This window comes from Streptomyces sp. SAI-135 (genome assembly GCF_029893805.1).
Lineage (GTDB): Bacteria > Actinomycetota > Actinomycetes > Streptomycetales > Streptomycetaceae > Streptomyces.
The window spans coordinates 172,417-190,260 of the sequence record NZ_JARXYP010000002.1; the positions used below are offsets into that span (position 1 = coordinate 172,417).

General features: G+C 65.2%; 17 protein-coding genes. 3 read left to right on the top strand and 14 right to left on the bottom strand.

What is annotated here, in order from left to right; genetic code table 11:
* Positions 1–240 precede the first annotated feature (240 nt).
* From M2163_RS05450 to M2163_RS05480, 7 genes are all read right to left on the bottom strand, one after another.
* On the bottom strand, positions 241–735 hold the full coding sequence (locus tag M2163_RS05450) for a YbaK/EbsC family protein (protein WP_280893266.1): 495 nt from the start codon (positions 733–735) through the stop codon (positions 241–243).
* 357 nt (positions 736–1,092) lie between these two features.
* Positions 1,093–2,904: an FAD-binding protein gene (locus tag M2163_RS05455; RefSeq protein WP_280893267.1), complete on the bottom strand. Its 1,812-nt coding sequence runs from the start codon at positions 2,902–2,904 to the stop codon at positions 1,093–1,095.
* An 88-nt stretch (positions 2,905–2,992) separates the two neighbouring features.
* Positions 2,993–3,805, bottom strand: a complete 813-nt coding sequence (locus M2163_RS05460) for a hypothetical protein (RefSeq protein WP_141202788.1) — start codon at positions 3,803–3,805, stop codon at positions 2,993–2,995.
* A 323-nt stretch (positions 3,806–4,128) separates the two neighbouring features.
* Positions 4,129–4,905, bottom strand: a complete 777-nt coding sequence (locus tag M2163_RS05465) for an alpha/beta fold hydrolase (RefSeq protein ID WP_280893268.1) — start codon at positions 4,903–4,905, stop codon at positions 4,129–4,131.
* Between the two features lies 1 nt (position 4,906).
* Positions 4,907–5,179 carry a phosphopantetheine-binding protein gene (locus tag M2163_RS05470; protein ID WP_141202790.1) on the bottom strand — a complete coding sequence of 91 codons (273 nt, stop codon included), beginning with the start codon at positions 5,177–5,179 and terminating at the stop codon, positions 4,907–4,909.
* Positions 5,176–6,798: an amino acid adenylation domain-containing protein gene (locus M2163_RS05475; protein ID WP_280893269.1), complete on the bottom strand. Its 1,623-nt coding sequence runs from the start codon at positions 6,796–6,798 to the stop codon at positions 5,176–5,178. Before M2163_RS05475 ends, M2163_RS05470 begins: the two co-directional genes overlap by 4 nt.
* Positions 6,795–7,745 carry a chlorinating enzyme gene (locus M2163_RS05480; RefSeq protein ID WP_141202792.1) on the bottom strand — a complete coding sequence of 317 codons (951 nt, stop codon included), beginning with the start codon at positions 7,743–7,745 and terminating at the stop codon, positions 6,795–6,797. Before M2163_RS05480 ends, M2163_RS05475 begins: the two co-directional genes overlap by 4 nt.
* 380 nt (positions 7,746–8,125) lie before the next feature.
* On the opposite strand from M2163_RS05480, the gene M2163_RS05485 reads away from it, so the two are divergent.
* Positions 8,126–8,362, top strand: coding sequence for an MbtH family protein (locus M2163_RS05485; RefSeq protein ID WP_280897211.1), 237 nt, complete (start codon positions 8,126–8,128; stop codon positions 8,360–8,362).
* A gap of 84 nt (positions 8,363–8,446) precedes the next feature.
* Here M2163_RS05485 and M2163_RS05490 read toward each other — a convergent pair whose 3' ends face one another.
* Together M2163_RS05490 and M2163_RS05495 are read right to left on the bottom strand one after the other, a co-directional pair.
* On the bottom strand, positions 8,447–9,820 hold the full coding sequence (locus M2163_RS05490; protein ID WP_348542163.1) for a SidA/IucD/PvdA family monooxygenase: 1,374 nt from the start codon (positions 9,818–9,820) through the stop codon (positions 8,447–8,449).
* Between the two features lie 58 nt (positions 9,821–9,878).
* Positions 9,879–11,138, bottom strand: coding sequence for a cation:proton antiporter (locus M2163_RS05495; protein WP_280893270.1), 1,260 nt, complete (start codon positions 11,136–11,138; stop codon positions 9,879–9,881).
* Between the two features lie 142 nt (positions 11,139–11,280).
* Between M2163_RS05495 and M2163_RS05500 the strand changes: the two genes are divergently transcribed.
* A complete protein-coding gene (locus M2163_RS05500) occupies positions 11,281–12,042 on the top strand; it encodes an FMN-binding negative transcriptional regulator (RefSeq protein ID WP_280893271.1) in 762 nt (253 codons plus the stop codon).
* 61 nt (positions 12,043–12,103) lie between these two features.
* Here M2163_RS05500 and M2163_RS05505 read toward each other — a convergent pair whose 3' ends face one another.
* The 3 genes from M2163_RS05505 to M2163_RS05515 form a co-directional block, all read right to left on the bottom strand.
* Positions 12,104–12,796, bottom strand: a complete 693-nt coding sequence (locus tag M2163_RS05505; RefSeq protein WP_348542155.1) for an LmbU family transcriptional regulator — start codon at positions 12,794–12,796, stop codon at positions 12,104–12,106.
* Positions 12,797–12,974: 178 nt separating this feature from the next.
* On the bottom strand, positions 12,975–14,225 hold the full coding sequence (locus tag M2163_RS05510) for a transposase (protein ID WP_280893272.1): 1,251 nt from the start codon (positions 14,223–14,225) through the stop codon (positions 12,975–12,977).
* Positions 14,226–14,330: 105 nt separating this feature from the next.
* A complete protein-coding gene (locus tag M2163_RS05515; RefSeq protein WP_280893273.1) occupies positions 14,331–14,849 on the bottom strand; it encodes a hypothetical protein in 519 nt (172 codons plus the stop codon).
* A gap of 168 nt (positions 14,850–15,017) precedes the next feature.
* On the opposite strand from M2163_RS05515, the gene M2163_RS05520 reads away from it, so the two are divergent.
* A complete protein-coding gene (locus M2163_RS05520; RefSeq protein ID WP_280893274.1) occupies positions 15,018–15,695 on the top strand; it encodes a TetR/AcrR family transcriptional regulator in 678 nt (225 codons plus the stop codon).
* A gap of 55 nt (positions 15,696–15,750) precedes the next feature.
* Here the strand turns inward: M2163_RS05520 and M2163_RS05525 are convergent, their stop codons facing one another.
* On the bottom strand, positions 15,751–16,641 hold the full coding sequence (locus tag M2163_RS05525; RefSeq protein ID WP_141202797.1) for an LLM class flavin-dependent oxidoreductase: 891 nt from the start codon (positions 16,639–16,641) through the stop codon (positions 15,751–15,753).
* Entirely contained in the window at positions 16,641–17,783 is a 1,143-nt protein-coding gene (locus M2163_RS05530; protein ID WP_280893275.1) for a thiolase family protein, read from the bottom strand. Before M2163_RS05530 ends, M2163_RS05525 begins: the two co-directional genes overlap by 1 nt.
* Between the last annotated feature and the right edge of the window lie 61 nt (positions 17,784–17,844).

The following is a 17,844-nucleotide window of genomic DNA, read 5'->3' on the forward strand; positions in this document are numbered from 1 at the left end:
CGAACGCAAGGTATCGCTCCCTCATCAAGGCCCGAATCCCGAACCGAAACGGATGTGTGCATTTTCTACACTCATCCCTCCGTGACTGGACCGTCAAGAGGGAACTCATGAAATGCGGCCGGGGTACTCAATTCTGTCCCGGCGACAGGACAGTATGATGCCAATACAATTCACAGCCGAATGTCCCGAAGGAAATCCGACCGGGGCGTCCGGCGGCAGCTCACCGCCGGACGTCGACCGTCAAAACCCCTCTCCGTACCCGGTAGGAGTCACGACGAGTGGGGATTCCAGGGCCTGAAGGTCATGGGGGGCGAGGATCACGGACCGGTCCAGCACACCCGCGTTGAAGAAGATCCTGCTCTGCTCCAAGAGGCGTACGTCCATACTCAGCGGGAGCCCGAAGATCGAGCCTACGGAAGGCAGTTCGCCGAAGTTGCACCCCGTCGCCTCTTTGAGTTCGTCCGCGCTCGCCATCCGCAGCCGCTTGGCGTCTAGGGCGTCGGCCAGCGCATCGAGATCGGCTCGCTGGTCACCGGGAAGCGAGTGGATGACAAGATCCTTTCCACCCTCACGGCGGTGCCGGCGCAGCAGGAGCGCCTTCGCCTGTTCGTGCAAGGCGGAGCCCACAACACGGCTGTATTCCTCAGCCGAGGCCGCCGTCGAGTGTTCGATCTCTTCGAACCGAACGTCATGTCTTGTGAAGTGATCAATGAGGCGGTGATGGGCCTCGTTCATTCTGGTCCTTAGCAGTGCGACGAATAGATGCGGCCCGGCCTTGGCCGGGCCGCCAACCTGGCGCAGCTTTGCATTCCCCCGAACGTCCCGCTCAGCGATCCACGTGAATCCCCACCTGACAGGGAACCGACGGAGGCCAGGCCTCGACCGAGACGGCCGGATCCGCTCTGACCGCCAGCACGTTGCGGACCAACTCCGCATGTTCCGGCCGGAGAATGAATTCGAATTGGACGTGGTGTCCCGGCTGGGTGTCCCCAAACTCAACGTGGAAAGAGATCTCTTGGTTGGCCGCTTGACATATCGTCAACGCGCCGTCGACGACGCCAGGAACGGAAATGGGGCGGCTGCCGCCGTTCCTCATCCGGTACTTCCTCTCACTAGCAGGGCGGAACCGCGCGACACTCCGTGCTGTTCCAGGGCCGACACGAGCCGCGGGAGCGCTTCGCGCCAGTCCGCGACCACCCCGACGTCGACGGAGTCGAACAATGGCGCTGCGGGGTCGCTGTTGATTCCCAGCACCACGGTCGCGCTGCCGACACCGGCCATGTGCGTGAACTTGCCGCTGGTGCCGATCGCGACGTACAGCCGCGGCGCCACACTGCGGCCGGTCACGCCGATCTGTCGTGCACGCGGCTGCCATCCGCGGTCGGTGACCTTGCGGGTGGCAGCCAGTTCGGCGCCGAGTACCCGCAGGACCGGATGCAACAGGGGGTAGTCCTCGGGGGGAACCGCCGTGCCCACGCCGACGACGGCGCGGGCACGGGCGAGTACGTCGAGGTCGTCGTCGAATTCTCGCAGCGTGGCTCGTGCTCCCCGTCGCGGAAGCACGGTCAGATCCGCTCCCCTGGCGGCGACGGCGGCACGCGGTTCGAGTACGGGCAGGGCACCGCTGCGGACCGTGATGAAACTAGTGGCGGATCGGCAGGTCACTGACGCGACGAGGCCGCCGTTAAACATCGGCTTCCAGCAGACCAGTCCGCCCTGTGCGCTGATGGAGACATCGATCGCATCACCCACCAGTCCGGCGTTGAGCCGGGCGGCCGACCTTCCCGTGATCTCGCGCCCCCACATGGTGGACGGTGCCAGGACGGCCCAGGGAGATCGAGCGGAGCACCACTCGGCGAGCCCTGCGGAGATGTCCTGCTCGGCGTCCGAACCCGTGATGGTGCGTACCTCGTCGGCCCCCCAAGCTCCTGCGACCGCGAGGGGCGGCGGCACCGGGCCGAGAAGCGTCACCCGTCGTCCAGTCGGGGCGGCCAGCGCGGCGGCACGCCCCAGCAACTCCCGGGTCAGCCGAGCGCGGCCCTCTTCTGCCAGCACCACGATGTCGCTGCCGCCCTGGTACGGGCCCGGCTCCGGGACGGGTGGCATCGGTGGCTCGCCAGCGGAGTCGAAGGCACCAAGTTCAGCCAGCTTGCGGACAGCTTTCTGAACCTGGACGTCGACATCGCCGGCGTACCGCAACCGCAACCGCAGGCGCATGCCCGTGGTCCCCCGAGTGTCCCCGACCTCCGTCATGCTGGCCGCGTCGCCCCACGGGCCAGGCCCCAGAGTCGCCGCATCCAGGTGGCTGATGCGGTTCTCGGGTACCGCGGCGCACTCGGCCGATCCCGCCTTGGCCGGGTTGATCAGCCGCTCGGCGCAGCTGAGCAGCGCGGGGAGGGGCAGCTCGGTCCGCAGCCATCCGTCGTCGTGCTCTGCACGCACCAGGAGTGCGAGATCCGTGAGCGTCAGCTCGCGCACACCAGCCGCCATGGGCAGGCCGAGCAGCTCGGCGATCTGCACCGGTGTCTGGCCCGTCTCGGCGTCCACCGAGTTACGGCCGCACAGAATGAGGTCGAACCGGCCCAGTCTGCGCAGCGCGGCCGCCAGTGTCTGGGCCGTGGCGAGGGTGTCGCTGCCGGCGAATGCCTCGTCACTGATCAGCACACCCCGGTCCGCTCCGCACGCGACGGCCTCGCGGAGGCAGTCCTCCGCGGACGGCGGGCCCAGGGTCAGGACGACACACTCGCCGCCGGTCTGACGAGCGAGCTCCACCCCTTGAGCCACGGCGCGTCGGCAATAGGGGTTCATCTCCAGCTCGCGCCCGGTCCGGTCCAACCTGCGGTCCGGGCCGAGCCGCAGGCTCTCGAGGCCCGGCACCTGCTTGACGAGAACAGCGACCTTCAACGGCCGTACCACTATCGGTCCCCCAGTCTTCCGCTGAGACATGAGCCTGGAGTCCGCCGCCTCGTGGGCGGCGGACTCCAGGCTTCGGTCAGGCCGAAACGAGTTCAGTCGTCGGCTGACCGGAGGTCAGCAGTGCGCTGTCGAGTACGTCCCACAGAGCCACCAGGGCGTCGAGGAACGCATCGGCTCCCTCCAGGACCAGGGCCTCGGTCTCAGCGTTCAGTACGGAATCGACCGCGGCGATGGCGTTCTTCTCGTGCTGTTGCTCGGCACCGATCTCGCCCCAGTGCTCCAGCAGGTAGTGCATCTCCTGGTCCTCTAGCGCCGCTTCATAGATGCCGGCGTCCACGAGCGCGATCTTCTCCCCGGGAATGAGGTGACGGTTGGAGATCATCTCCAGGGCCAGTGCGGTTCCCAGGTTGCGCAGGGTGGCCTCCCGATCGGACTGCTGCCGGCCGTCGAACACCGCCCTCGCACGCCGGGTCTGGGCAAGAAGACCGGTCTTCGGGTCGTATCCCGGAAGGTTCTTCAGCAGCTGATCGGAGAATTCCTTCAGCCCCTGCTCGACCAGTTCCTGGTCGTACAGGTCGCCGAAGACCACGCGGCCGGCGGCTCGGTTCACGATGTACCCGGCCATCGTCGCGAGCTCGGGTCCGTGGTTCTCCTCACTCTCGATGATCTCCTGGAGCAGTGCGCTCTCCTCGGAGAACCGGTGCATCGCCAGCGCCTCGGGGAACTTGCCCCCGGGACGAGTGGCGTCGCAGAAGTTGCGGATCTGGTGGAACAGAGCCCCCACGACCGCGCTTTCGGGCCGAACCGCTGCCCAGTGCTCGAAGATCGGGTGGCTGTAGCAGCGATGACGGCGAATGCGGTCGTTGAGGTCGTCGATGGCGATGGGCATGACGCAGCGCTCCTCTTGGCGATGAGTGGTTGAGGTCCCGGAGCGGCACTCCAAGGGAATTGCAAGACTATTGCGGGAGCGAGTTCCTCCTGTATTTCTTCAGAGAACTCGGAATGCTCGGAGGACAACAAGAGGAATGACACGGGCGGCTCGTCCAGGGCGAATCCCAAAGCGATGCATCACACAATGGTTCGGCCCGACGATGCTAACCCATTCCCCAACTATGATGCCCGCCTCAGCAGCAGTCACCGAGTCGCCGTCCGGTCGACAGGACAGCGAAATTCAGATTTCGACCATGGAATGCCCTGGGGGAGCATTTCCCGTCACGAGGTGGGCAGGGCCGGCTGGCTCCCCGCCATGACAGCGGTGATGTCGTCGACCAGCACAGCGATGACTTCGTCCGCCTGGTCACGGACGAAGAAGTGATCTCCGGCGAAACGCCGGGTACCAAGAAAGCGCTTCGTGTGATGACGCCAGCGCGCCATCCGTTCAATGGGGGTCACCCCGTCGGCGACGCCACCCATCGCTCTCACCGGAACGCTCAGCGGGTTTCCGTCGGCTCGGTAGGTGTACGTCCGGCAGAGCCCGAAGTCCGACCGCAGCACGGGAAGCGTGAAGGCCAGCACTTCGGGATCCGACAGCACCTCGGGTGGCACACCGCCGAGACAACGAAGCGTCTCCACGAACTGTTCGTCGGAGTTCGCCGGGTTCGGCAGACGCTCGATCGGGATGCCCTCGACCAGCCACGAAGCCGAGACGTAGAGCGCCGGCAGGGGCAGCCCGTAGCGTTCGAGAGCCAGGATCAGCTGGTGCGCGAGGAGTGCGCCCATACTGTGACCGAAGAGCACGTACGGAGGCCGCAGTTCGGGCCCGAGTACGCTTGCCAGCGTGTCCGCCGCCACCGTGCAGTCGGTAAAGGGCGGCTCCGGATGCCACCCGTGCCGTCCGGGCAGCCGAATCGCCCGGAGCTCCATGGTGGGCGGGAGCCGATCCGCCCATGCCCGGAACATCGTCGAGCCCCCGCCAGCGCACGGCAGGCAATACAGACGTACTAATGCCGCCGGGCGGGGTGCGTAGACGGAGTACCAGGGCGACGACACCTCAGTCGCGCCCCTTTGCTTCGTCGATGGCCCGGGCCAGGCTGCGGAGCGTGGCGTCGGCGTACACCATGTCCGGCGAGAGGATGTCGGATCCGAACCTCTTCTCCACGCGTTGCAGCAGCTTGATGGCAGTGAGGGAGGTGCCTCCGGACTCGAAGAAGTCGTCCTCGCGGCCGATGTCCGGCCGATCGAGTAGGTCGCGCCACATCTCCGCGAGTGTGGCCTCCGTCGCTGTCATGGTGCCCGCGGCCGACTGATCGGTCGTTTCGCTCATGGGATGAACTCTCCTGATTTCGCTGACGGGGCATGTGCGGTGAGCAGGGCGCGGCGATCGATCTTGCCGTTGGGCGTGAGCGGGAAGCTGTCGCAGAGGTGGATCTGCGCCGGGACCATGTAGCGCGGCAGTTTGGACGCCAGGTGGTTGCGGAAGCCGGCCGGTGAGGCGCTAGGGCCGGCCGGCACGACGAAGGCCACAAGGGACTTGTCGCCGCGGTTGTCGCGAACAGCGACACAACTCTGCTTCACCAGCGGATGGCTGTTCAGATGATGGGTGATCTCTCCCAGTTCGATCCGGAAACTATTGATCTTGACCTGGTCGTCCAACCGGCCTTCGAAGACCACGTCCCCGTGGGGCAGGAGGCTGCCCAGGTCACCCGTCCGGTAGAGGCGTTCCCGGGTACCGTCGATGCGCCGGTGGACGAAGGCCGCCCGTGTGAGGTCAGGCCGGCCGAGGTATCCGGCCGCCAGGCCGTCGCCGGCCAAGCAGATCTCACCAACCTCTCCCGGCTCGCACAGGCGTCCCGCGTCGTCGGCGAGCACATACAGCCTGGTGTTCTGGATCGGTCGTCCGATAGGCAGCGGAACACCCTCCCGCGGCGGCTGGTCAACCGGGAACCAGGTCCCGATGCAGGTGCATTCGGTCGGCCCGTACAGGTTGACCACGCGGCCCGGCCCGTATCTCTCCAGGGCCTTCGTCATGTGCCGGTGCGAATGGGCCTCGCCACCGCTGGTTATGGTGGCGACCGTGTCCAGCGCCTCCGGGGCTTCGTCCACCACCGAGTTGAACAGGGCTGTCGTCAGCAGGAGGATGTTGACGCCGCCCTCCTTGATGACACGGTCGAGGTGTGACAGCTGGATCGGCTCCGCGGGATACATCACGGATGTCCCGCCATTGAGCAGCGCACCCCAGATCTCCCACGTCGCGATGTCGAAGGTCACCGGTGTCACCTGCAGCACGCGGCTGTGCTCGTCCAGCGGGCCGTAGCTCGCACTGTGTACGAGGCGGACGATGCCACGGTGGAAGATCGGCACGCCCTTCGCCCGACCGGTCGAGCCCGAGGTGAAGTTGATGCAGGCGATGCTCTCCGGTCCGGCCGGGCAGACGGGGTTGGTGCCGAGCGGGCGCAGTGTCTCTTCGCCGATCTGCACGACACGGCAGCCAGCGTCCTGTGTCCGCTTCTCCAGCAGAGGGGCCTGATCGCTGAGCAACAGCTCGCAGTTGGCATCGTCGAGCACGGCGTGCAGTCGCTCGTCCGGCCACTGGATGTCCACGGGAACGTAGGTTCCGCCACACTTGAGGACACCCAGCAGCGCCACGAGCATCTCCGGCGACCGGGCTACGCACACCGCCACGGTCGTGCCTTCGCGGACGCCCTGTGTCGCCAGATCCAGGGCCAGCCCGTTCGCAAGGTGGTTCAGTCGGCGGTAGCTGAGCGTGCGTTCGCCCTGGCGGACGGCGGAGGCGTCCGGGCGGAGGTCCGCCCAGAATTCGAAGCGCTCCACCACGTTGCTGTCCCGGGGATAGGGCACCGCTGTCCGGTTGATCTCCTGATGGATCAGCAGCGCCGCCTCGGAACAGATCACGACTTCCGTGTCGATTCCCTCGGTCCTCATCGCACCTCGAACGGCACACCGTTGATCGTGCGGTCGGTGAAACGGTTGTGCCCGAACCGGTCCTCGCCGGAGATCAGCACACAGCCCCATTTGTCGAGGCTGACCTCGACCCCGTACTCAGAGAGGGTGTCCTGGTATGGGTACACGCGGACCGCCGTGGGGACGTATCGTGCGGTGAAGCCCAGGCGCATCTTGTCCGTCAGCCCGCTGTGCGGGTGCGATGCGTGCATGAGCGTCGACCAGAACATGATGGCCTGGCCCTGACGCATGACCATCGACTTCGCCCGGGACTCGTCCGGGCTCCAGTTCGGGTCCTTCTGCAGTTGCCGGTAGTCGTAGCCATAGAACCCCCGCCGGACCCCGTTCTTGACGCTCTGGTTGATGCGGTCCGCGTCGTACTCGATGGCCTTGTTCTCGTCGTAGTTCATCGTCCTGTGTGAGCCCGGGATGAACTGAAGACAGCCGTTCTCGATCGTCGAGTCCGTGAAGGCGGTCCACACCGTCAGGGCGCCACCGAAGCCCGCGTCCTCGGGCCATACGATCTGCGGGTACTTGCCCACGTTGGCGAAGTTGTCCGCCTGGTGCCAGTCGGTCCCTTCGTCGCCGGGGTACTTGGGGAAGAACTCGGTGCGCCAGCACAGAGCGTCGGTTCCGAGGACACTCGTCACGCGGTCGACGATCTCCGCCCGGGTTATGTGCCTGGCCAGGAAGTCGACGTCCAGGTGCCGGTCATAGCTAGCCAGGTTGGTGGTCCCGGACAGCGCGTCCCCTTGGTGATAGACACCCTGCCGGCTGTCGATCAGCTTGGGCCGCATAGCTTGCAGCGCAGACTCCATCTCGCCGGGTGCGTACACATCGAAGGGGCCGATGAATCCATCACGCTGAAACTGCTCGAGCTCTTGGGCGCTCAATGCGTGACTGACCGCCGCGCCCGCGGATTTCGCCATGTGGCTTCGCCTCTCGGAGATTCTTAGCAATGCAAGCGGCGCCGACCGGTCGCCATCGGTGCTTGGGAATCCAGGAATCACCGCATTCCGCGCCGCGTGGTCCGAGCATAGGGCGCTCCCCGGTACGAGGAAAGACTCATCAGGGCTCCTCGTATTTCACAGTGGAGATTTCCCGTCCCGTCCACAGGACACGAAGTACGTGCGACTCTGCGCATCGGAAGGACTTCTGCAGCCCGGGAAGAGAAATCTCTTACGCCGCTCCGGAAGGTCATGCGAGAATTTTTCTGGACCCTGCGATCACAGCAGTCCAGGTTCTTCCAGAGATCGCCAGTTCCTTAGGGCTGACTCGTCACACCGAGTATCAAGAATCGGAGTTGATCATGAACGGAAATCCCTTTGACGACGAGGACGGGCGGTTCTTCGTCCTGGTGAACGACGAGGAACAGCACTCCCTGTGGCCGTCGTTCGCCGAGGTACCTTCCGGTTGGCGGGTCGTCTTCGGCGAAGCTGATCGCCAGGAGTGTCTTCAGTACGTGGAGGAAAACTGGACGGATCTCCGGCCGAAGAGCCTTCAGGAGGCGATGGCCGCAGACCAGGTGGTGGCCAGCGGTGCCTGAGAAGGAACGCGTCCGCTAGACGCACGCGAGAGGGGCCCGGCGCACGCATCGCGCCGGGCCCGCCTCATGCGCACGTCCTTCTGCTCATCTTCCCGCAGGCTCGGCGGGGAGGGCCTGGGCGAGTTCCCGTTCCACCCGTCGGTGGCTGATCACGGATTCCGTGATCTCCCCACTGCGCACAGCGATGTTGGACAGCAGGGACGATGTCAGTCCGTGCGTGTGCTCCGTTCCGCCCTGGAGGTATATTCCGCAGCCCAGTTCTGGGTCGGCCACGAGGCGGTAGTCCCGCCCCACTCGGTGGCGGCCGGCCGCGTCGCGCAGGCAGTGCCGGTCCAGCTCGCCGAGAAGGTGAGTCGCCTCCATGTTGTGGTAGCCCGTGGCGAACACGCAGACGTCTACTACGATCTCCTGCACATCGCTGCTCGACACCAGGACGCGTGTCTCGTCGCCGTCACGCTTGACCTCCGTCACCCGGCTGAGATTCAGCACGTGCAGCCGCCGGCCGCCCCGGACGTCCTCGTCATAGGAACGGCGGTACAGATCCCTGATGACTTCGTCGTCGGCCACCGAGTAGTTGGTGTTGCGGTGGTAGTCCCAGAACGCCTGTCGCGTCTGCTCCGTTCCGAAGTAGTAGTCGTCCACGGCGCCCGGATCGAACACCTGGTTGGCGAAGGGCGTGTCGTCCGCCAGCGCGTACCCGTACGACGGCACGATGGCGTACACCTGGGCATGGGGCACGGTGTCGTACATGAAGCGGGTGATCTCGGCCGCGCTCTGACCCGCTCCGACCACCGCGACGGACGTGATGTCCGCCGGATTCGTCTCCCGGAATCGCGTCAGGAACTCCGAGCTGTGCCACACGCGGTCGTCCTGCTGGATGCCTTCCGGCATACGAGGGACCAGGCCCGTAGAGATGACGACGTTCCGCGCCCGCACCGACTCGACCAGGGGGCTCCCCCGCCTACACACGTCCACCTCCAGGTACGCCGGGGTGCCGGCTGTGTCGCTGGCTGGAGACTGCCGCAGGCCGATCACCTCCGAGCCGTAGAGGACCTGGTCCGTGAACTGCGCCGCCACCCACTCCAGATACTTGTGGAACTCCTGCCTAGTGGGAAAGAAGGTCTGGTTGTTGATGAAGCCAGCCAGGCGGCCCGAGGCATGCAGATATGACACGAAGCTGTAGCGGGAGGCCGGGTTACGGAGGGTGGCGACGTCTTTCAGGAAGGGAATCTGCATCGTCGCAGAGGGGAGCAGCATGTTTCGGTGCCATCCGAAGGACTCCTGCCGTTCGACGAAGAGCCCGGTGATCCGTTCGTTCGGGTTGTGCGTGTTGTGTTCTTCAAGAGCAACGGCCAGCGACAGGTTGGACGGTCCAAACCCCACACCGATCACGTCGTAAAGCGCAGATGTACGAACAGCCACAGAACTTCCCTCCACGAGTGCCGCCATCGGCAGCATTGTTTTCACCGTCGTCCGGTCGACAGGACAGTGCTGAGTCGCTGTTCCTGGCGCCGAACTAGCTCCCTGGGCGCCGAGCACTCGCCGTCGGCACGGGAATCGGATGGTCCTCCTGGCGGGGCCTCAGACGCCTGAGCAGTGGACCGGTCATGAAGGTGGTCACGAGGGCCATGATGACCATCGCGGTGAACATTTTGTTGTCCAGGACTCCGAGTTCGAGGCCCACGTTCAGGATCACCAGTTCCGTCAGACCGCGAGCGTTGAGCAGGACGCCCAGCGTCGCCGACTCCGGCCATGTGGCGCCTGACAGGCGGGCGGAGACGGTGGCGCCGGCGAACTTGCCCGCACACGCGACCAAGATCACGGCGACGACCACGACGACGCCTTGGCCGCCCAGCCCACCGATGTTCACGGACAGCCCGGTGACGGTGAAGAAGACGGGAAGGAGGAAGAGGCTGGTCTGTTCGATGCGCTCCGCGACTTCCGGGGCCCGTGCATCGATCTCCTCGCGCGGCACCACGGCCCCGAAGGCAAAGCCGCCGAAGACGGCGTGCAGGCCGATCTCGTTGGTGGCCCACGCCGACAGAAGGAGACCTGAGACGAGGACTGCGTGGATGAGGTAGTTGCTCGCCACCCACCGTCGCTTCGCGTCCATCAGCCAGCGCAGTCCGGGACGTACGACGTAAAGGATCACCAGCAGGAAGGCCCCTGACTCGAGCAGCATCCGCACCAGCGGCCCGGTTCCGCCGGCGGTCGCGATGACGACGATCACGGCCAGCACGCACCAGGCGATGACGTCCTCGATCGCCGCGCAGGTGACCGCCAGCGCTCCTATCCGCGTGCGCTGCATACCGCGTTCGGCGATGATCCGGGCGAGCACCGGGAACGCGGTGATGGCCATCGCCGCGCCGAGGAACAGCGCGGGGGCGAGCACGCCCGAGGTGCTGAGCTGCGACTTGTCGTACCAGGGGTAGAGCAGCAGAGCCAGCGTCGACCCCAGCGCGAACGGCAGTGTGACGGAGCTGAGGGATATTGCGATGACCTGTCGGCCGGCCCCACGAAGTCGGAACAGGTCCAGCTCATAGCCGACTCCGAACATGAAGAGCACCAGCCCGAGTTGGGCGAGGGCCTGGAGCAGTGGCCGCGCGTCCGCGGGAAAGAGGGCGTCGGTGACGTTACCCGGAAGGAGCCCGAGAAGGCTCGGCCCGAGAGCGATACCGGCGATGATCTCACCCATGACCGCCGGCTGGCCGACGCGTCTGGCGATACGGGCACATACGAATGCGGCAGCAAGGATGAGGGCAAGCCCGATCAGCATGCTTCCGGTAATCGAATCGCTTGAGCGCGCAGCGTGGATATGAGCGTCCAAGACAGTCACCTATTCTCACTCATCGATCTTCACAGCAAATAGCGCGCAGAATCGACTCTAAGGGGCGATTGAAGACCAGATCCAGAACTCGGTGTCCCGCCGACAGGACAGCATGATGTGCATACAGCGGATCGAACGAGTCCTGACGAAGGACGACTTCAACAACTACGGTGTCGTCGCAGCAAAATCCAACGAAAGGATGCAGCCGGTGTTCGTTCCCCGCCAATACCGTGAACCGGACAGATCTTGGATGGTCGACGTGATCACCCGCTATCCGTTAGCATTACTGACGGTCAACGGAACAGCTGAGCAAGGGCCGTTGGCCACACACCTACCGGTCATCCGGGATCCGCAGTGGACGGGCGAGTGGACCGACGGTCTTTCGGGTGCCCTGCTTCTCGGACACATGAACGCGCAGAATCCACACTGGTCGGCGCTCCAGAACGGCGATCCGGTCCTTCTCGTATTCACTGGACCGCACGCCTATGTGTCCCCGACGGTCTACCAGACCACCCCGGCTGCGCCGACTTGGGACTTCACTTCCGTCCATGTGCACGGGACCATCGAGAAAATCGATTCGCCCGAGCAGACCCTGGAAGTGGTCACACACACGGTCCAGGAATTCGAGGGAAAATTCGGCACCGACTGGGATATGTCCGAGTCGGTCGACTACTTCCGTAAGATCCTTCCGGGCGTGGGCGCCTTCCGCGTCACCGTGTCTCAGGCCGAGGGCATGTTCAAGCTCAGTCAGGAGCAGCGGCCCGAGATCCGCGATCGTGTGCACGAGTCCTTCGCCCGGAGTCAGTGCAGCCGCCATCGCGAGACCGCCCGCCTCATGGATCAACTTCCTTGACGGCACTCTTCACCGTGGTTGACCACGCCGGAGGCTGTGGTCAACCACGGTGAAGGCTGCCTCAGGCGCTGACCTCGCGGCGGTAGGCAAGGGCCTCCTCCTCGTCCAGGGTCCGCTCGGCTGCGCGATCGAGTGTCGCCACGACCCACGCGTCCAGATCGGTCCCCGCGCGCTCCGCCGCCATGCGCCACTGTCGAATTCGCTGATCAGGCACTTCGAGCCGGCGAACCGCAGTAACCTGACGAGTTTCCCCTACCTCGTCCTCGCGTGAATTCTGGATCGCATTGCGAAGCCGCTTCGTGGTCCACTTCATCTCCTCTGCGCTGTCGAGCCAGTGTTCCTGCTCGTTCACGGGGAGCGAGGCTACTTCCGCATGATGCTGAAAGCTCAACTTGGCGCGGCGCCGACTGGAGTCAAACCTTCTCGAGACCCATGCATAGTTGCGCAGTGTCTGGTATTTTAAACCAGCAGCACGAATGCCTATTTCGTACCGGTCTCCGTAGTTGTCCTTACCGTATACGAGCCAGTCCCCGAGCCACCAAGCGGACGAATTTACCAGTCCAGCAAGCTGCCGGCCAGCACGCTCCCAGGACTCGAAGTTCAGGCCATCCGGTATCTGCAGACTGACTTGGGTAGTGAGCACTTGGTTTCGCTGCGCAGCGTCACAGGCCATACGCCTCTTCATAGGCTCGGAAAGTAACGACTTGTTCGACAGCGCTGTTCTCGGCGGATGCATTTCGTGGGGGGCGTCCATCAGTATGCCTCCATGTATCGGTGGCTCATCGGATGGTCCTGATCGTTATCTCATCAGCGAGTGCGACACTCCGGCTGCATTTGGCTGCCGGCGCGACGCGGCGCTTTGTGCTTCAGGGCCAGTCAAACCCGGCCCGCCCGAGCAGAGCAACCACTCCCCTGTTGGCCGCCACAACTTTTCAATGTTCATACGTCGGCTTTAACCAGGGGCGCTGCGCCAAGATGGCCAAATCTGACGTGTTATAACTCCCGTGATTCGGAGACCTGTCACCAAGAGGGCCGAGCCGTCCGTAGGCGTACGCGGCTGAAACCAGTGTCATGTGATGGTGCCAGCCGGGGAAGGATCGTCCCTCGAAGTCCAGAAGCCCGAACCACCGCGCCATCGCGGATACGGCAGTGCTGGTACCCAGAGACAGTTCAGCGAGCTTGACGGCTTCTCGAAGTCTGCAACTGCGCAGGTTGGTGATCCAGGCTTGATCGGGCTGCCCGGGTCCTACCTTCGCGAAGAGGCGATAGGGGTCTTCCGCCGACGCGCAACCGTGTCTTTCGCCATGGAGGTCCACCGGCACGGTCAGGATGCGCGTGACCCTGCCCCCATCCTCTGGGCCGCCGGGCACAACCATTTCCACCGAGGTGTCCGCGGAGGCCAGGTACCGGGCCGCAGGCCCTGTTCTGCGGCTGCCGAGGTGATCCGAGAAGTGCACTCGGAGACGGTGCGGCACCGCGATGACGAAGTCATGTCCGCGCTGTTCGAGCCCCTGGATCAGATGACCGACCTCGGGCTCATCGCTGAGGTCGGCAACAACGGGCACCGGTTCCATGCGCGAGGCAAGGGAGTCCACCAGACTGAGGGTGTGCGCCCACGCCGGTCGGCCCTGTTCGGTGTCCGGAATGCGGGCGCGGCGCCGGAGCTGCCTATCATCATTCCACGCACCGGGCAGCGATAGCTCCCATTCCACAGGTATGTGGGCAGTCCCGACGGAGAGGAACGCGCCGTAGCCGAGTTGGCAGCTCAACGTCCGGTTGGAGAACGGATCGTAGTGTCGATGCACGCCGACCGAACGCTCGCCGCGTTTGGGCAGGAATGCCCGGCCTATCGACCATGCCGTCACCGGCCAGTGCCTTCGGGTCCAGGAGGCGAGTTCGTGCAGTGCCGGCTGCCAGCTCCACGGACTCCCGTTGACGAACTGGCGCAGGGACTGGGCTGCGGCTGGTGAGGTCGAGACGGTGCGGGCGAGCCGGCGGATCGATTTCTTGCCCGGCGTGGTGAGGATGGCGGACACATAGGCGCACGCGCAGCGCCGCTGATCGACGCGTGAAAGATGGCCGAAGATCTGAGCGCAGAAGTCCGTCAGGCCGGATTCCTCGATTCTCAGCCCCTCCACATCGACGTTGGAACCCGGTGCGTAGGGATCGAAGCTGTTGACCATGATTCCCCCGTGGATCCGCATTGCTTGTTTCGTACGACCAACTGCTCGGCGCCCTCGCCTGCGCCGCGGTATGGCTGCGCGTCGGCCAGCCGGGTCGAGTAACCGTTACGAGGTGTCCGAACGTTCATCGTTCGGCGCCGCACGGTTGGTCCCTGCATACAACTCGTCGCGTCGTCCGCCCCACTCGACCATGATCATGGGCAACCGCTCGGCAAGAAACTCGGCGAGTACGATCGCCTCTTGAAGCGGCGCTCGACGTGCCGGCCGGGAGTCGGCAACCAGGGGCAGCCCCCTCCGGTACAAGGCTGCTTGCTCCTCATGCACGGTCGAGTCGAAGAAGCGCTGAAGCTGTTGGCTGACAGGGGTCAGGCTCACCAGGTCCGCGCGCTCCCCGGCCCTGCGTACGCGCTGAACCATCCGGAGGCTCGCCAGCAGCGTGGCTGCATCTGTGATGGCGCTCCGGCTCGCACGAAGTGCGGCGCTGAGCTGGTCGATGGATTGTTGCGGCGAGTCGCAGACCAGCAGATAGCCCAGCAGGCGCCCTGCCATCAGCGGGAAACCGAACCGGCTCCCGTAGAAGTGGCCAACGCGGTTAGCAAAGATCAGTTGTGTGTTCTGCGGCACTCGGGGACAATATCATTTATATCTGAAGTGACACAGATTTCAGTCATCACAGTGCGAGATGATGTCGACCGATTCGACCGCCCTCCGTGGCTTCTGCCCCCGGCAGGCACCGCCCGTCCCGTCGTTGGCCCGCGGCCCCGGTCTCCATCAGAGGAATGGATCCACAGGATGATGACAGCGAAAGACGAGGACGCGAGACAGCCGCCGCAACCACGGCAAAGCGTGTGGCACAGGCAGGTTCCGGGCCAGCGGCGTCACGCAAGTGCGGCGGGCGCCGGGAACCTCGATCGAGAACGGATCGTCACCGCCGCCGTCCGACTTCTCGATTCTGAGGGTGACGCCCAGTTCTCCATGCGGCGGCTGGCTGCGGACCTCAAGGTCACGCCGATGTCGGTTTATTGGTACGTCAAAGGCAAAGACGACTTACTCGAGTTCGCCCTGGACGCTGTGGTCGGCCGGATACAACTGCCCAGCACATTGGCCGGATTTGGCTGGCAGGATGATCTGCTCACCCTGGCCCTGGCATGGCGACACACCATGATCGCCCGCCCTTGGGCGTTGGGCTGCTACGCCAAGTATTCGGGCCTTGGCCCGCACAGCATACGTTTCTCGCTGCATGTCCAGGACATCCTCGCGCGCTCGCCGGTTCCGGAGTCACTGCAACCGACCGCGCTGTCCGCTGTCTTCCAGTTCATGTACGGCTTCACGTCGCTGGAAAGCACTGGCACCGCGCCCGGGCCGGCAGTCGGCAGCGGCACGGACGAGCCGACAGCCGTCCGGGACTTCACCCGCGGGCTGACCTGGCTGGTCGCGGGCATGTCCACCGAGACGACGATCCGACCCTAGCGTCGCCGGGGCGTAGTCCGGTCACAGGGCCGTTGCCCGCACCACAGGCCTTCGCTCATGCGTGTACACGCGCCTGCGGCAGCGTGGTTCGCAGCGCGGCGAAGAGAGCGGCCACGGTAGGTGAGGGATCGTCAGCGGCGGGACTCACGAGGATCTCCGTCGCGCCGGCCCGGGTGAACTCGAGCATCCGCTCCAAGCACCGTTCAGGCGGACCAACGATGAGGTGACGGGCCACGACCGCGTCGGGCAACCCGTAGAACCGCCCGAGCCAAGAAGCGGCTTCGCGTTCCTCCGCGGCGCTGTCCGTCACGCGCGTCCACAGGACGACGGCCCGGGCGACCTCCTCAGGCCTGCGGCCATTGGCCTGGAGCATCGCGTCGAGGTCGGCGAAGCGTGCGGCGAGCCCGCCGGGAGACACGAACAGGGGCATCCAGCCGTCTCCCAGAGCGGCAACGCGGCGGGCAGCTCGCCTACTGGCGCCCCCGATCCAGATGGGCGGCGCGGCGATGCGCTGATGTCCATACCGATCGTCCGTCCCTGCCCACAATCCGCGGAGCTGTCGAATGCCGGCATCGAGCCGCGCACCACGATCGTCATATCGGACGCCAGCGGCGTCGAATTCGCCCTCATGAAGTCCCGCACCGACGCCGAGAACGAACCGGCCGTCGCTGACGTGCTGGATCGTCGACGCAACGCGGGCTACTTCCACAGGCCGGCGCAACGGGAGTTGGAGCACGCATGTACCGACGCGGCATCGTTCCGTGGCGGCGGCCGCGAGGGTCACGGCCGTCATGCACTCGAAGACGGGCGAGTGCCACAGCAAGTGGTCGGTTGCCCACAGGGACGTCACGCCGATGCTCTCTGCCCATCGGGCCAGCCCGGGAATGTCTCCGTGCAGCCCGCCGTCCTGAGGCATCATGGGCAGCAAGAGGCCGATCCGCAGCATTACCTGGCCTCGATCGCGGTGGCGACCATGACGGACGCGTCGCCGTCCGTGATGCCTCCGCAGTTGAAGGTCACTCCTATGCGCGCCCCACTCTGCTGCCGATCACCGGCCGTGCCTCGCAGATGATGCGTGACCTCCACGATCTGCGCCAGGCCTGTCGCGCCCACAGGATGGCCCCGGGCGATTAGTCCCCCACTGGGATTCACCAGCGGTCCATCGCCGCCGAAGGTCGTGCGCCCCGACACGGTGGCCGCACCCGCCGCGCCCTGCGCGAAGAGACCTATGGCCTCGAGGGTCCAGATCTCCTCCGCGGCGGTGACGTCATGGACTTCGATCACGTCCACGTCTGCCGCCTCCAACCCGGTCACCGTCCACAGGCTGGAAGCGAGGGCAGCGGTCCGATCGTGCCAGTCCATGGAACCGTCACCGGAGACGACGACGGCCCCACGCAGAACAGGCGACTGTCCATCATCAGGGGCCAGCACTACGCCGCAGGCGCCGTCGGTGAACGAGGAGCACATCGGCCGGGTCAGCGGATCCACGACGGGGGGCGCGTTCAGGACGTCCTCAAGACTGAGAGGTGTGCGGTGTTGCGCCAAGGGGTTCATGCTGCCGTGCCGGCGCGCTTTGACAGCCGCCGCAGCGATCTCCTCAACGGTGGCACGGCCGTCGGCGACCATCTGGCGAGCCCACAGCGCGTTGAATCCCATCAGCAGAGACGGAGCGTCCTCGAAGCGTGATGCGTACACGCTGCGGAGATCGGCGGGCAGCCCGCGCTCGAGTGCATCAATTGTGAGCTCCCGGCTACCGGTGAACATCTTCTCCACCGCCACCACCAGCACGGGGCCGATGCCCGCCCGGACCGCCAACATCGCGTTGTAGACAGCGGAGGCTCCCCCCGCGCAGGCGTTCTCGATATTGAGCATCGGCGTGTCGCCGAAGCCCAGTCCGCGCAGCCACACCTGTGCACGGACCATGTCCTGACCGGAGAGCGTGCCTCCCATGGAGTTCGACAGCACCACGAGTGCGATGTCCTGGGGGCCGATGCCGGCGTCCTTGACAGCACCCAGCGCGGCCCGCTGAGCCAATTCCGCCGGGCCTGCGTCGAGTTTTCCGTAGCCGGTCTCGAAAACCCCGATCAAGCATGCTCGTGTCATCACACTCTCCGTCGCCATCTCTCCACCCAACTCGTCCTGGTCCGGT

What these genes read in the sequence shown, in the direction of transcription:
- M2163_RS05460 (WP_141202788.1), bottom strand. Translation starts at nt 3,805, where the DNA reads ATGCCCATCGCCATCGACGACCTCAACGACCGCATTCGCCGTCATCGC.
- M2163_RS05470 (WP_141202790.1), bottom strand. Translation starts at nt 5,179, where the DNA reads ATGAGCGAAACGACCGATCAGTCGGCCGCGGGCACCATGACAGCGACG.
- M2163_RS05505 (WP_348542155.1), bottom strand. Translation starts at nt 12,796, where the DNA reads ATGGACGCCCCCCACGAAATGCATCCGCCGAGAACAGCGCTGTCGAAC.
- M2163_RS05480 (WP_141202792.1), bottom strand. Translation starts at nt 7,745, where the DNA reads ATGGCGAAATCCGCGGGCGCGGCGGTCAGTCACGCATTGAGCGCCCAA.
- M2163_RS05485 (WP_280897211.1), top strand. Translation starts at nt 8,126, where the DNA reads ATGAACGGAAATCCCTTTGACGACGAGGACGGGCGGTTCTTCGTCCTG.
- M2163_RS05450 (WP_280893266.1), bottom strand. Translation starts at nt 735, where the DNA reads ATGAACGAGGCCCATCACCGCCTCATTGATCACTTCACAAGACATGAC.
- M2163_RS05510 (WP_280893272.1), bottom strand. Translation starts at nt 14,225, where the DNA reads ATGGTCAACAGCTTCGATCCCTACGCACCGGGTTCCAACGTCGATGTG.
- M2163_RS05525 (WP_141202797.1), bottom strand. Translation starts at nt 16,641, where the DNA reads ATGCTGCGGATCGGCCTCTTGCTGCCCATGATGCCTCAGGACGGCGGG.
- M2163_RS05490 (WP_348542163.1), bottom strand. Translation starts at nt 9,820, where the DNA reads ATGCTGCCGATGGCGGCACTCGTGGAGGGAAGTTCTGTGGCTGTTCGT.
- M2163_RS05520 (WP_280893274.1), top strand. Translation starts at nt 15,018, where the DNA reads ATGATGACAGCGAAAGACGAGGACGCGAGACAGCCGCCGCAACCACGG.
- M2163_RS05475 (WP_280893269.1), bottom strand. Translation starts at nt 6,798, where the DNA reads ATGAGGACCGAGGGAATCGACACGGAAGTCGTGATCTGTTCCGAGGCG.
- M2163_RS05495 (WP_280893270.1), bottom strand. Translation starts at nt 11,138, where the DNA reads ATGCTGATCGGGCTTGCCCTCATCCTTGCTGCCGCATTCGTATGTGCC.